Raw genomic sequence first — 13344 nt, forward strand, 5'->3', positions numbered from 1 at the left:
CGCACGCTCGCACCCGCTCCGGCGAACCGACCCGCCGCGAGCGAACCGTTGCCGCCACACTGGGACGGTTGTCCACAGCCAAGATCGCCTTCTCCGCGAACTGTCGCCCCGCCCCGGTATCATGGATTCCGGGGGCCGGAGGCGCGCCAAGATCACCGGCCAAGACCAGCACCGCCCCGGTCGTACCCGATAATCGCGCTCGTCAGCCGCGTGACCCGCGACCGGAAGGCGAGCATGAACGACCCCGGCACCCCCGACCTGCGCGCGATCGGCCCGCGTGGCAACGACCTGGTGACCCTGCGCCCCTGGCGGGTCGACGACCTGCCGGTGATCGCCGAGGCGGGCCGGGACCCGTACATCCCGCTCATCACCACCATCCCCCGCGACTACACCCCGGAGGGCGGCCACGCCTGGCTGCGCCGCCAGCACGACCAGGCGACCGACGGCCGGGGCTGCCCGCTGGCCATCTCGGCGGGTGACGAGGCCGTCGGCATGGTCACGATCAACTCGATCGACTGGCACGACCGCCGCGGCAGCATCGGCTACTGGGTGCTGGACCGCCACCGCGGCCGCGGCTACGCCAAGTCGGCCGTCTCGCTGCTCCCCGAGCTCGCCCGCGACCTCGGGCTGGTCCGCCTGCAGGCGCTCGTGGAGCCGGACAACGCGGCGTCCCAGGCCACCTGCCGCGCCCTCGGCTTCACCGCGGAGGGCGTCCTGCGCGGCTACCACCGCATCGGCGGCACCAACCGCGACATGATCATGTTCGGACTGCTGGTCGGTCCACAGTAGACAATCAGCTCAGGTTGGGCGCGGCACCGCGGCGGGGGGTGCGCGCGCCCAACCGAGCGCTCGACCGGGGCATGACCGGTCGGTGCGACAGCGCTCGTCGATGGACCACGACGGCCGCGAGGGAGTGGGTTCGCGGCCGCCGTGGTCACCCCCGGAGTGACGACCACCTGTGCGAACGTGTCCTTCGGCCACCCCGGGCCGGGTATGAGAAATTCCTGAGCGGCGGCATCGATCGCCAGGTCGGCAGTAGGGTCGGGGCATGGCCGCTGACTACTACCAGGTCGTCACCACCGCCGGTTCCCAGGACGAGGCCGACCGCCTGGCCACGGGGATCGTCGAGAACCACCTCGGTGCCTGCGTGCACGTGCACCCCGTGACCAGCGTCTACCGCTGGGCGGGCAAGGTCACCAGGGACCTCGAACTCCGCTTGGTGGTCAAGACCGCGGCCGACCGGCTGCGTCCGCTGGTCGACTACATCAAGGCCAACCACAGCTACGACGTCCCGCAGGTGGTGGCCACCGAGGTCGTCGCGGGCAGCGACGAGTACCTGGCCTGGGTGCGCGACGAGACCCGGGGCTGACCTCAGCCGAAGCGGCCGTTGATGTAGTCGGACGTGCGCGGGTCGTCCGGCGTGCTGAAGATCTTCTTCGTCGGCCCGGACTCCACGATGTGCCCGGGCTGGCGCGCCTCCGCGAGGAAGAACGCGCAGTCCTGGGAGACGCGGGCGGCCTGCTGCATGTTGTGGGTGACGATCACGATCGTCACCTCCTGGCTGAGCACGGCGATGGTCTCCTCGATGCGGCGCGTCGAGGTGGGGTCCAGCGCCGAGCACGGCTCGTCCATCAGCAGGACGTCCGGCCGCACGGCCAGCGAGCGGGCGATGCAGAGCCGCTGCTGCTGACCGCCGGAGAGCGCGCCGCCGCGGCTCTTGAGCCGGTCCTTGACCTCCTGCCACAACCCGGCCCGGGTGAGGCACTCTTCGACCACGTCGTCGCGGTGGCCCCGGGACACCTTGGTACCGGTCAGCCTGAGGCCCGCGAGGACGTTGTCCGCGATGGTCATGGCGGGGAACGGGTTCGGCTTCTGGAAGACCATGCCGACGCGCCTGCGGGTGCCGGTGATCCGCTGGGACTCGTCGTAGATGTCGGTGCCGTCCAGGCGGACCTCACCCGCCAGCGCCGCCGAAGGGACCAGCTCGTGCATCCGGTTGAGGATGCGCAGGAACGTGGACTTGCCGCAACCGGACGGTCCGATGAGCGCGGTGACCTGACCGGCCGACATGGTCAGCGACACCCGGTCGAGCACCTTGCGGTCGCCGAACCAGGCCGAGACGCCCACGGCCTCCAGCGTGGAACCGCGCCGCGTGCCGGGGTCGGGGCCGATGGGGTGGACGTCGAGCCGGGTATCGGTGGTCACAGCGGGAAACGCTATCCAGCGGCGGCAACCATTTCGTGAAACCGCGGTGCACCCCACATGGCCGTGCCGGTCGCCCGAGCGGTGTGCGTTCGCCATGGCCGTTGGCGGGGCCGTGACAGTTGGGTGCCAGTTCACCGCCGCTGCGTGTGGCCCGTGCTCAAAAGTCGCTGCGTCGTGGTGGTTTGTCACAAACCGGTTCCGCCACAGTGGGTTTCGCCCCGCACGGGGCACGATGTGTTGAAGGACAAGGGAGAACCACGCAATGCGCTCCACCTTCCGCAAGGGTGTCGCCGCCGTCATCGGCGCCGCCGCGCTGTCCGTCATCCTCTCGTCCACCGCGGTCGCCGACTCCGGCGTGCTCGCGGACGCCAACGACGCCGTCGGCGTCGGCTCGGACACCACCGAGTACGCGCTCAACGCGCTCGCCGCGGCGTACAACCCGACCGTCCCCGCGGGCGGCGTGCTGGTCCACTCGTTCAACGCCACCGTCCCGGCCGCGGGCCAGCCGGTGCTGCCGACCGACACCGGCGCCACCATCGTCCCGCGCTCGGGCGCCACCGCGATCACCCGGCCGAACGGTTCCTCCGCGGGCATCACCGAGCTCAAGCGCGCGGGCACCGCCACCACCTTCGCCCGCTCCTCGCGCGCCCGCCAGGCCTCGGACAACACCGGCACCGCCGTGCTGTTCCTGCCGTACGCCACCGACGGCCTGCGCTACGCCCGCTCCACCTCGCCCGCCAGCAACGCGCCGGTCGACCTGACCAACGCCGAGCTGAAGAAGATCTACGAGTGCAACGCCGACGGCAACCCGGCCACCCCGGACCTGTGGTCGAACGTGCGCGCGGGCCTGCCCGCGGTGACCATCCTGCCGGTGCTGCCGCAGTCCGGCTCGGGCACCCGCAGCTTCTTCCTGACCGAGATCGGCGTCACCAGCGTCGGTTCCTGCGTCAACCAGACCGCGCAGGAGCACGACCCGGCCGCCGTCGCGGGCAACGCCAACAAGATCGCGCCGTTCTCCACCGGCCGCTACAGCATCCTGCCCCCGGCTCAGCAGTCGACCATCGTGCTGAACACCGGTGGCTTCACCGCCACCCGCTCGCTGTTCAACGTCGTGCGTGACGTCAACGGCGGCGGCGTGCTGAACAAGGGCGTCGACGCCGGCCTGCACCGCTTCTTCGGTGACGGCACCGGCGGCCTGGCCACCGCCACCAACAACTGGATCTGCAGCTCCGCGGCGACCTCGGTCATCGCCGCCCAGGGCTTCACCCAGCTCTCCGGCACCGCTTGCGGCAAGGTCGCGTAAGCTCGCCGAGCAGTCCTGAATGGACCGAGGCCCGTGGGGATCCCCCACGGGCCTCGGTTCGTTTCGCGGATCAGGCGTTGAGCGCGGTCTTGACGTAGCCGTAGGTGATGCCGCTGGTGAAGACGCCGTCGAGGCGCAGGCCCCGGTTGATGGCGGCGGCACCGGCCTCGGTGAGCAGCAGCGGGACACCCGCGGAGGTGTTGCTGCCGAAGGTGAACAGGTCGATGCGGCCGCGCAGGTTGTCCTGCGCCACCACGACCCGGCGGTTGTTGTCGATGACGAGCTGCCACAGCACCTCGACGCCGTCGGAGTCGGCCAGGACCAGCGCGCCGCGGTGCTCCACGGTGCCGTCGGTGGGGTCACCGATCACGTCGAAGGTCTGGGTGGTGTAGCCGTCGACGACCTGCGAGGTGCCGAAGAGCACGAGGGACTGGATGCCGTAGTAGCCCAGCCCCTCGACGAGCGACGGGTCCACGATGATCGTCGTCTTGCCCACCGCGGCCTGGTTGGCCGAGGCCACCACGGCCGCGGGCACCCGCGGCGCCGCCTGGGCGGACGCGACCGACGCGCCTCCGAGCAGCACCCCCGCGGACATCGCGACAACAGCCAAACCCGACACCAGACGAGTACGCATTTGTTCTCCTCCTCGACCAGACGCTAACTGCGTCGCGAGGAGGATGTCGGGAAGCGGGGACCGCCCGGAAGACCTCTGTGGACGATTCGCGAACTCGCCGGGTCGGGATAGCTGCCGGTTAACCGTTACATGGCCTCGGCTTCGCCGAGGCGGCGAGATCGCCTTTGAGCCGATTTCTTCCCTCCCGGTTTCGCACGGCCGGGGGCCGCGCGAAACCGCTCAGTCCAGAAACCGGCGCGATCTCGCAACGCTGGTCGAGCTCGGACCAGAGGAGCGCATAGAACTGTACACAATGGATCCATCTGCGCCTGCGCTCATGTCCCACAGTTCGCTTCGCTACAGGAGGTTGGGCAGGAGTCGCAGGCCAGTGTCGTAGACGTTCCACAGGACGGCCAGGCAGATCGGGACGCCGATCAGCAGACCCTCCGCCCGGCCGAAGCGGTGTCGCAGCCACACCGTGGCCGCCACCGCCAAGCCCAGGGCCGGGATCCACAGGGCCAGCAGGGGGACGGCCGCGCGGTCCGAGCGCATGGCCTTCTCGTCCGGTGGGACCAGTTGGGGGCGGCGGACGGGGGCCGGTTGCGCGTCCCCCTCCGCCAGGGTCGCGTCCACGTACACTGTGGACTCCGGCATGAACGGCCTGCCGGACGCGGTCACCAGGGTCAGCCGGGCGCCGCCGTCGGTCAGCGGGGCCGGGACCGGGTCGCCGTCCCGGCGGGTGCCGTCCACCAGGTAGGTGAACGTCCCCTGGCCGGTCACCACGTGGATCTCGTTGCCGGGAACCAGGTTCACCACCTCGCCGAACGGGCCGCCGTAGGCCGCGCGGCGGCCGTAGACCAGGGAAACGCCGTACTGGCCCGGTAGGGCCGTGTCGCGGCGGTGGCCGACGCCCGCCGTCAGGTCCCCCGACGTCGTCCCCTCGACCACCACCTTCCGCAGCCCCAGGGCCGGGATCTCCAGCACCGCGACCGGGGTTCCCGGCTCGATCACCCGGAGCGGCCCGTCGGCGCTGAAGGGCGCGGCGGTGGCCTCACCCAACTGCTCCCGCAGCTGGTCGTACAGCCGGTCCTGCTCGTGGTTCGCCTGCAAAGGCGTCAGCAGGAAGGCGAAAGCCACGAAACCCAGAGCCAGACCGGCCAAGGTGGCCACCGCGACCAAGGCCACGGGCAGTGACCTGCGGCCGGTCAGCACCTCCGTGGGCCGTGTTCGGACCATCGTCATCGGCGGCGCACCGCGTCTCGCAGGCCCAGGAAGAAGCGGTTGACGGGCGTGCCGGGCTGGGAACCCAACCAGCCGAGGGGAACCGCGACGGCCGCCAGCAGACCCAGGGCCAGGGCGATCGGCAGCCCCCACTTCAGGAAACCGCTGCGGTCGGCCTGGGTGTTCACCACCGCGCGCTTCGCCGTGGCCTGCTCGGCGTTCGCCGGGGCGGCGCCCGCCGGGGCCGCGGCCTGGGCGGCCGGGCCCGCCGCGGGTGCGCTGTTGTTGTTGCCACCAGCCGCGTTCACGGTGTTGCCAACCGAACCCCGCGCGCTTGCCCCGCCGCTGGTGCCGATCGTCTTGGGGTCGGTGAACGGCGGCGGGGGGACCGCCGCCTTCTGCTCCCGCACGGCTGTGGCAACGGTGCGGGTCTGGACGCGCAGTTCCTCCGGCAGCGGCAGGTAGCCCAGCGGCAGGGCACCCAGGTTCGGGCCGGTGGTCTGGGCCTGCGGGCTCGCCGCGAACTCGAGGATCTTCGCGTACCGGTCGGCGGTGGGCGCGGTCAGGCCGGTGGTGGCGACCGCCGCGTAGTCGATGGTCGTACCGGGGTAGGCGGCCGCGCCGAGCTTGGTGTAGTCGAGGCCGATGGTGCCCGTGGTCTGGTCCAGGACACCCGAGCGGACGGCGGCCAGCATGCTCTGGTCGTTGGGCGTGACGAACACCGGTCGACCCGTCGCGTCCTTGCCGTTGGCCAGTTCGGCCACCGGGACCCGGTACCGCAGCGCGGTCGCGTAGTCGGTGATGCCGATCAGCGAGCGGCCACCGAGCCGTTGCGGGGCCGGGCGCTTCCAGACACCGGCGTTGAGGTCCCACTCGGTGCTCTGCAACGTCTGCCCGTTCAGCAGGTTCGTGCCGATGTCGCGCAGTTTGGACGACCGCTGGGCCAGCAGCTCGTGCAGCTGGGCGGCGTGCCGCGCGCAGGTGTACCGCTCCTCCGCGCCGGTGGTCGGGTTGGTCACCGTGCACTGCCCGTCCTTGGCCGGGCGCGCGTCGCGGTTGCCGACGAAGGTGTCCCGGTAGTCGAACTGGTCGGCCGGGGTCGGCCAGTCGAGGAACGCGGGGTTGACCTTCGTGCCCCACTGGTCCGGCGTCCCCTTCAGGAAGGCCGCCGCGTCCGGGTCGGCGAGCAGCCACGAGGTCACCGCGTGCGGGAGGTCGCCGTCGCCGGTCACCAGCAGCGGGGTCGACATCGTGCTGTCGAGGATCAGGCCGGTCAGGTCCGGGTTCAGCGACAGGAACTCCTGGTCGCCGAACAGGGTTTCCGGCTGGTTGGGCAGGAACCGGGTCGTCGGGTCGACACCGCTCAGGTCGGGTTCACCGCCCCAGCGGCCGCGGTAGCTCTGGGTGATCAGCTTGGCCACGAGCCGGGCGTTGAGCCGCAGGTGGGTGACCTGCTGCTGGTTGTCGGGCCGGTCGATCATGTAGGCGAAGACGAACCCGCCGATGGACAGCGGCGCGTGCGCGGTGGCCCGGTCGGTGTCCTCCGGCCGCACCGGCCTGCTGCCCACCACGAAGCTCTGCAACCCCTGGTGGTACTGGCGGCGCGCCTCGCCCTCGCCGACCGGCGTGTAGCTGGACGGGATCGCCGCCGCGCCGGTGCACAGCGCGGGGATCCACCGGTACACCGCCTCCGCGGCGATCTCGCTGCCCGCCATGGGCAGTCGCGCGTTGGCGTCGAGCGGGCAGTAGCCCTCCTGCGGCAGGAAGTCCAGCGGGAAGACGAAGCGGTTCTTCCAGTTCGACCCCGACATCGCCATCACGTAGCTGTTGAGCAGGGTGTAGTCGTCGGAGATCGAGTCCGGGCAGCCCGCCGGGACGTCCGGGCTGGTGCACGGCATCGGCCGGACCGGGACCACGACCAGCGAGCACTCGATCGGCGCGGTGCCCGGGACGATGACCCGGCCGCAGCCCAGCGAGTTCGGCATCTCGTCGCCGGTGCGGACCTCGAAGTCGATGGCGCCCTTGCCGTCGGCGCCGGTGAAGGCCAGGCGGGCCTGCCTGCCGAAGGTGAACCAGTCGCCCGGGTGGTCGGTGATGCCGTCGCCGCACTCGCCGCCGACCGGCGGGCAGTCGTCGAGGTAGTGCGTCTCGCCCTTGGTGTCGACGAACGGCACGTAGCCGGTCTCGTAGACGCCGTCGGTCGCGGCCTCGGCCGGGTCGAACTCCAGGGCGTAGCGGTCGGCGCCGTACTCGTACCAGACGCACTGCTCGCGCGTCGGGTTCTTGCCGCGGCACTGCATGACCGCCACCGGCATCCGCTCGCTGTTGGGCTGCAACGCGTTGAACGGCAGACCGCTGACGTTGTTGGTGGGCAGGAACCCGGACCACTCGACGCGCACGGTCTCGCGGCGCATGTTCTCGGTCTTGTTGACCGTCACCCGGCCCTTGTCGCCGTTCTCGAAAGTGACCTCCTTGGTCACCCCCGAGTCGGCCTGGGCCGCGGCGGGCAGCTGCGCGGCGAGCGAGAACGAGCCGGTGGCCAGCACGAGACCGACCGCGGCCAGCAGGCGGGTCACCCGGCGCGGCCGGGGGTCGCTGGTCTTCATCGTCAACCGTCCCTTGTGGAGCGTTCTCATGACTGCCGCCGCCTGCGGATGGCCCGGGCGACGAGGGCGGGCAGGACGAGCAGGACCAGCAGCTCCAGTGCGGCGATCCCGCCGAACAGGGACGTGCTGGAGTCCTCGCGGAACGCGGCCAGCTCGGTGGCGGTCCCGTACGCGGCGCCGCTCGCGGCACCGTCGGACGACGACCCGACGGGCAGACCGGTCTCCGGGTCGACGGCACCACCCGCACCGGGCACGGTGTTGCCGTTCGCGCCCGGGCTGGTCCCCCCGGTGCCGGGGTTGTTCGCCCCAGGGGCATTGGCCCCGTTGCCGTTGTTGCGGTTGCCGTTGCCACCGCCGCCCCCGCCGCCGCCGTTGTTGCCCGCCGGACCGGCCTGCCCGCCCTCGCGGCACGGGCCCTTCCCGGTCGCGTCGCAGTCCGGCGGGTTGGGGGCGCGCTCGGCGAGCACGTTGCGGCTGGGGTTGGCCGGGTCGAAGGTCGGGTTGTTGCACCGGGACGGGTCGAGGAACCGCTCCTCGTGCCCGGGGATCCGCTTCACCTGGTCGAACCCGGCCTGCACGAGGTTCAGCGGCAGCGGCGAGTAGCCGAGCGCGCCCGCCTTCTGCTGGCCCTCGCAGAGGAAGTAGAACGCGAACGCCGAGAGGGTGCGGCCCTGCTCCCTGGTCATCGGCGGGTCGGGTGGCGCCTGCTGGTCGTCCTGCGCGGGAACGATCATGTACGAGTACGAGGAGAGCGGGTAGGTGCGCGGGTCCCGGTCGGTGTAGACGCCGTCGAGGATCTGGGTCAGGTAGACCTTGGGGTCGTGGTTCTGCGTCTCGATGCGCGCCTTGGTGAGCGCGACGGCGACGTTGTAGTCGGTGGGCAGGGTGTAGTAGCCCGCCTCGTTGAGGATCTTCGCGACCGGCCAGTCGCGCTTGTTCTTGGCGTAGGAGTACTCGACGTACCCGATGGCGCCGTCGCCGTAGTTCGCCGAGACGTAGCCCGCGACCGCGTCGCTGCCGTTCTGCGCGATGAACTTGTTGCCCGGGTTGGGGTAGTACGAGGTCAGCCCCGAGCGGCCGAAGAACGGGCGCCACAGGTCCGGGTACCGCTTGTCCATGAAGGTGGTGAACTGCGCGGTCGTGCCGGAGCCGTCCGAGCGGACCACGGGGATGATCGGCCGGGCGGGCAGCGCGAACCCGTTGTTGTCCCGGGTGATCTGCGGGTCGTTCCAGTTGGTGATCGCCCCGGTGAAGATCTTCACCACGGTCTCGGTGGACAGCCGCAGGCCCCGGTAGGGCTGGCCGCCGACCTTGACGTTGTACATGAACGCGGTGCCACCGGCCACGATCGGCATGTAGCCGAAGGCCCGGCCGCCGGAGTCGTCGATCACGCCGCGGTCGTCGGCGCCCTGCTGGAACGGGATCTCCGAGACGCCGAACACGGTCTGCCGCTGGGCGTACATGGTCCGACCCCGGGTGGAGCCGACGGCCTCGTAGTTGACCCGGATGCCGTTGGCCGAGACGTCACCGATCCACGTGCCCAGCGCGTTCGCGCTCCACGTCGAACCGGAACCGCGGATCGGTTCGTACGGCTGCGCCGCCGCCGGGCTCGCGAGCGCGACGGTGGCCACCACCGAGGCGGCGGCCCCGAGCGCGACCGCACGGCGCGCGGCGGGGAAACGGACGGACCACACGGTGCTGACCCACTTTCGGTTGACCGACATCAGCGCTCGCCCCGCTTGCCCCTGGCGACCAGCCGGGCGATGACGAACAGCAGCAGCACGAGCAGGAGCAGGACCGTCGCGGCGCCGAAGGCCCGGGCGGCCATCGCCTCGTCCGGCAGCCGGAAGACCTGGTAGACGAACAGCGGCAGGGAGGTCTGCCAGTCCACGAGCGGGTTGGCGTTGAGGAACTGGCTGTAGCCCGCGGTGAGCAGCACCGGCGAGGTCTCGCCCGCGCCGCGCGCCACGCCCAGGATCAGCGCGGTGGCCAGGCTGGGCCGGGCGGTGGGCAGCACGACCCGCCAGATCGTCTGCCACTGCGACGACCCCAGCGCCAGGCTGGCCTCGCGCAACCCGTTGGGCACCAGCCGGAGCACCACATCGGCCGACCGGGTGATGATGGGCAGCATCATGACGCTCAGCGCGAGCGCGGCGGCGAACCCGCTGCGCTGGACGCCGAGCAGCTGGATGGCGGCGACGTAGATGAACAGCCCGGCCACAATGGACGGCAGGCCCGTCATCGCCTCGATGAGCGTGCGCACCACCTTGGCGAGCCTGCCGCCGACCTCGGTCAGGTAGACCGCGCAGGCGATGCCGAGGGGGAGCGTGATCGCCACCGAGATGGCCAGCTGCTCCAGCGTGCCGACCACGGCGTGCAGGATGCCGCCCTGCCGCAGGTCTGCGGGGTCGGTGTAGATGAGTTCCTCGGTGTAGAAGTTCGCGTACTGCATGGCGTCGAGGCCGCTGATGATGGTGTAGCCGATCACCAGCACCAGGCTGGCGCCGACCAGCGCGGCGCCGGTGCGGACCACCACCGCGGCCATCCGGTCGACCACCTCGACCGCGCCGTGGCGCTGGAGCGTGACCAGGGTGTAGACGAGCAGGAAGGCCGCGTACCAGCAGACCGCGAAGCCGAGCAGGCCCGAGGTGGGCAGCAGCCGCTGGTAGACCACCCAGACCAGGGCGAACCCGGCGGCGGCCGACCCGATCAGCGCGACGCGGTCCGCCGGGCCGCGCGCGCGGATCACGCGCCGGGGCTCGTCCTCGTCGACGCGGGGGAAGCGGTCGGTGTCGTCGGTGTGGTCGCCGTCGTCGTGGCCGCGGTCAGCGGTGTCGTGGCTGTCGCGGTCGTCGTCGAACCCGTCGACGCGCTCGTGCTCGGGGAGGGTTCGGGTCATCTCGCCTTCGGCTCCTGTCTCCGCCTGGGCTCCGGTGTCCGCATGGGTTCGCTAGAGGTCCGTCGCCGATCCGCTGCGGCTGCGGGAGACCACGATCGCCGCGAGGGTGTTGACCACCAGGGTGAACACGTAGAGCACCAGTCCGGCGGCCAGCAGCGCGGACAGCTGCAGCGCCGAGGACTCGCCGAACCGCAGGGCGATCAGCGAGGACACGGTGATCGCGCCGTTCTCCAGGATCCGGAAGTCCAGGTCGAAGGCCGGTGAGATGATCATCGCCACGGCGATGGTCTCGCCCAGCGCGCGGCCGAGGCCGAGCATGGTGCCGCCGACGATCCCGCCCCGGCCGAACGGCAGCACCACCGAGCGGATCATGCCCCAGCGGGTGGATCCCAGTGCCAGCGCGGCTTCCCGCTCGCCGACCGGGGCCTGGGAGAACACCTCGCGCATGATCGACGCGGTGATCGGCAGCACCATCATGGCCACCACCACGCCCGCGATGAACGCCGACGAGGTGTAGCGCGACTCCGCCCAGTTGGCCGCGTCCGGGTCGGTGCCGACGCTGAGGAACGGCAGGAACCCGAACGCCTGGTGCAGCCAGCGGGCCAGGTAGATGATCTCGTCCTGGAGGAAGTAGAAGCCCCACAGGCCGTAGACGACGCTGGGCACCGCGGCCATCAGGTCGAGCACGCTCACCAGCGCCGACTTGACCCGCGGCGGCGCGTACTCCGAGATGTAGAGCGCGGTCGTGATGGCCAGGGGGAACGACACCGCGATCGCGATGAGCGCGACCACGATGGTGCCCGGCAGGACCGCCGCGATGCCGAGCCGGTTGACCTCGGGGTTCCACTGCGTCTCGGTGAAGAAGTCCCAGCCGTAGGCGGCGAACGCGTCGCTGGAGCGGATCGCCAGGAAGGCGCCGATGCCCGCGGTGAGCACCAGCACCAGCACCCCGGTGCCGCGCGCGACGGCCCGGAACACCCGGTCGTCACCGGTGGGCCGCACCCGCACCCGGCGCGGCCGGTCGGCGGTTCCGACCGGTGACGCCTCTTCCGTACCGCTCACGGCGCGCGCACTCCTCGGCTGCTGGATCGGGTTTGCCGGTACGGGCCAGGGGTACCGACCCGCGCGGGTCCCATCCGAACACCGCAGGGTGAAGTACCTCGGTGACCAAGGTGAACCACCGGACAACCAGCCGCTGCCCCAACACGTCGGTGTTCACTTCCTCCCGCCACCCGGCACCGTCCCGACTCGGCACGCCAACCGGAACGCGGGCGAGTGGGCACGTCGACGCACGGGCGATCCGACCAGTGCGGACCGTCGGGGTTGCCTAACCGAAGCGCGCGATCCTGCCCCGGCGGCTGTGGTTGAAGACGGCGACCACGGGGGTGACCTCCGCGTCGGGAGCGCCGACCTGGAACCGGGCGGCGGCGTGCTCGGCGTCGATCCGGCGGGCGAACCCCTGTGCCGATTGGACTATCTCCCCGGCCTCCACGCACAGCCGCCACCACCACTGGCCGTTCTCCGCGTGCTGCACCTCGACCCAGGCCACCCCGGCCACCCGGCGCACCCGGTCGATCTCGACCAGCGCCTCGTCGCGGTTGCGGTGCTCGCCGATGCCCAGGCCGAGTACCCGGTTGTTGCCGCCGAGCAGCCGCCACCGGACCCCCGAGCCGTCGACCCGATAGCACTGGAAGCGCGCCACGCGGATTCCCTTTCCCTAGAACGAGCCACAATCGGCGCCGAGGCGGCGGATGGAGCAAACGCGGTAACCCGAATGCGGGTGATTCCGGGACTGCCCGAGAGCTATGGCGACAACCTACATCGGATGAACCGCCCAAAGCATTTCCCTTGCCCGATAACGGTTCCCTTCCGTCGCCGGGTAACACCGGGCGGAGTGGGGGCGTTCACGCTCCCGTGATCAAGTGGACCGGGCCGGCGTGCGGGGAAATGGTGAGTTCGACTCGGTTTCACCCCCGGCGTCAATCGGGCGAGCACTATGGCGCGGTGACGGTGGGATCGGCCTCAGGGGGTGGCGACGGCGGTCTCGACGGCGGCCACCGCGTGCAGGATGACCCGGTGCGGCTCCCCGGTCTCCACCGCGCCGAGCAACCCGCGCAGCACCGCGACCAGACCGACCACCCCGGGGTCCGGGTGCAGCACCGAGATCAACCAGCGCAGGCCGACGGCCAGCCCGGCCGCCTCGGCCACCACGGTGAAGCCCTGGGACAGGTCGCCCGCCCGGGTGCCCGCCCACCCCCAGTCCGGCGGGTCGCCCACCGCGCGGGCCGCGGCCGCCGAGATCCCGCCGACGGCGGCGGCCAGCCGCGCGATCACCGCGGCCTCGCCCGGTACCCGCCCGGCGCCCATCGCTGCCCCCAGTCCACTCTCCGGCGCGGCACCGGCCCGGATTCGACTCGGACCCCGGGTGCGGATCGGGACAACGCGCACGCGGCCGACGCGTCCTCCAGTAGAGCGGTCCCCACCGGGAGGGCGGATG

12 protein-coding genes are annotated in these 13344 nt (G+C 71.4%); 3 read left to right on the top strand and 9 right to left on the bottom strand.

Annotated elements, in window-relative coordinates; genetic code table 11:
• Positions 1–210: 210 nt before the first annotated feature.
• Both V5P93_RS31495 and cutA read left to right on the top strand, forming a co-directional pair.
• The gene (locus tag V5P93_RS31495) at positions 211–789 is read left to right on the top strand and encodes a GNAT family N-acetyltransferase (protein ID WP_104481625.1); all 579 of its coding nucleotides are present in this window, start codon (positions 211–213) and stop codon (positions 787–789) included.
• A 259-nt stretch (positions 790–1048) separates the two neighbouring features.
• Complete coding sequence (gene cutA / locus V5P93_RS31500; RefSeq protein WP_104481626.1) at positions 1049–1369, top strand: divalent-cation tolerance protein CutA; 321 nt, start codon at positions 1049–1051, stop codon at positions 1367–1369.
• Positions 1370–1371: 2 nt separating this feature from the next.
• Here the strand turns inward: cutA and V5P93_RS31505 are convergent, their stop codons facing one another.
• Complete coding sequence (locus V5P93_RS31505; RefSeq protein ID WP_374066588.1) at positions 1372–2172, bottom strand: phosphate ABC transporter ATP-binding protein; 801 nt, start codon at positions 2170–2172, stop codon at positions 1372–1374.
• A 295-nt stretch (positions 2173–2467) separates the two neighbouring features.
• Between V5P93_RS31505 and V5P93_RS31510 the strand changes: the two genes are divergently transcribed.
• A complete protein-coding gene (locus V5P93_RS31510; protein ID WP_104481628.1) occupies positions 2468–3508 on the top strand; it encodes a substrate-binding domain-containing protein in 1041 nt (346 codons plus the stop codon).
• A gap of 70 nt (positions 3509–3578) precedes the next feature.
• Here the strand turns inward: V5P93_RS31510 and V5P93_RS31515 are convergent, their stop codons facing one another.
• From V5P93_RS31515 to V5P93_RS31550, 8 genes are all read right to left on the bottom strand, one after another.
• Entirely contained in the window at positions 3579–4142 is a 564-nt protein-coding gene (locus tag V5P93_RS31515) for a hypothetical protein (protein WP_146108250.1), read from the bottom strand.
• Between the two features lie 336 nt (positions 4143–4478).
• Positions 4479–5363 (bottom strand): sortase domain-bontaining protein, encoded by an 885-nt coding sequence (locus V5P93_RS31520; protein ID WP_104481630.1) that lies wholly within the window; start codon positions 5361–5363, stop codon positions 4479–4481.
• Positions 5360–7948 (bottom strand): hypothetical protein, encoded by a 2589-nt coding sequence (locus V5P93_RS31525; RefSeq protein WP_104481631.1) that lies wholly within the window; start codon positions 7946–7948, stop codon positions 5360–5362. The genes V5P93_RS31520 and V5P93_RS31525 overlap by 4 nt, the downstream gene beginning before the upstream one ends.
• Positions 7949–7974: 26 nt before the next feature.
• On the bottom strand, positions 7975–9672 hold the full coding sequence (locus V5P93_RS31530) for a phosphate ABC transporter substrate-binding protein PstS (protein WP_104481632.1): 1698 nt from the start codon (positions 9670–9672) through the stop codon (positions 7975–7977).
• Positions 9672–10847 carry a phosphate ABC transporter permease PstA gene (gene pstA / locus V5P93_RS31535; RefSeq protein WP_181043744.1) on the bottom strand — a complete coding sequence of 392 codons (1176 nt, stop codon included), beginning with the start codon at positions 10845–10847 and terminating at the stop codon, positions 9672–9674. The genes V5P93_RS31530 and pstA overlap by 1 nt, the downstream gene beginning before the upstream one ends.
• Before the next feature lie 51 nt (positions 10848–10898).
• Complete coding sequence (gene pstC / locus V5P93_RS31540; protein ID WP_104481633.1) at positions 10899–11909, bottom strand: phosphate ABC transporter permease subunit PstC; 1011 nt, start codon at positions 11907–11909, stop codon at positions 10899–10901.
• Between the two features lie 265 nt (positions 11910–12174).
• Complete coding sequence (locus V5P93_RS31545; protein ID WP_181043745.1) at positions 12175–12549, bottom strand: DUF1508 domain-containing protein; 375 nt, start codon at positions 12547–12549, stop codon at positions 12175–12177.
• A gap of 320 nt (positions 12550–12869) precedes the next feature.
• Complete coding sequence (locus V5P93_RS31550) at positions 12870–13214, bottom strand: hypothetical protein (protein WP_104481635.1); 345 nt, start codon at positions 13212–13214, stop codon at positions 12870–12872.
• Positions 13215–13344 lie beyond the last annotated feature (130 nt).

Source organism: Actinokineospora auranticolor, from assembly GCF_041897805.1.
Lineage (GTDB): Bacteria > Actinomycetota > Actinomycetes > Mycobacteriales > Pseudonocardiaceae > Actinokineospora > Actinokineospora auranticolor.

What these genes read in the sequence shown, in the direction of transcription:
- V5P93_RS31550 (WP_104481635.1), bottom strand. Translation starts at nt 13,214, where the DNA reads ATGGGCGCCGGGCGGGTACCGGGCGAGGCCGCGGTGATCGCGCGGCTG.
- V5P93_RS31530 (WP_104481632.1), bottom strand. Translation starts at nt 9,672, where the DNA reads ATGTCGGTCAACCGAAAGTGGGTCAGCACCGTGTGGTCCGTCCGTTTC.
- V5P93_RS31510 (WP_104481628.1), top strand. Translation starts at nt 2,468, where the DNA reads ATGCGCTCCACCTTCCGCAAGGGTGTCGCCGCCGTCATCGGCGCCGCC.
- pstA (WP_181043744.1), bottom strand. Translation starts at nt 10,847, where the DNA reads ATGACCCGAACCCTCCCCGAGCACGAGCGCGTCGACGGGTTCGACGAC.
- V5P93_RS31520 (WP_104481630.1), bottom strand. Translation starts at nt 5,363, where the DNA reads ATGACGATGGTCCGAACACGGCCCACGGAGGTGCTGACCGGCCGCAGG.
- cutA (WP_104481626.1), top strand. Translation starts at nt 1,049, where the DNA reads ATGGCCGCTGACTACTACCAGGTCGTCACCACCGCCGGTTCCCAGGAC.
- V5P93_RS31515 (WP_146108250.1), bottom strand. Translation starts at nt 4,142, where the DNA reads ATGCGTACTCGTCTGGTGTCGGGTTTGGCTGTTGTCGCGATGTCCGCG.
- V5P93_RS31525 (WP_104481631.1), bottom strand. Translation starts at nt 7,948, where the DNA reads ATGAAGACCAGCGACCCCCGGCCGCGCCGGGTGACCCGCCTGCTGGCC.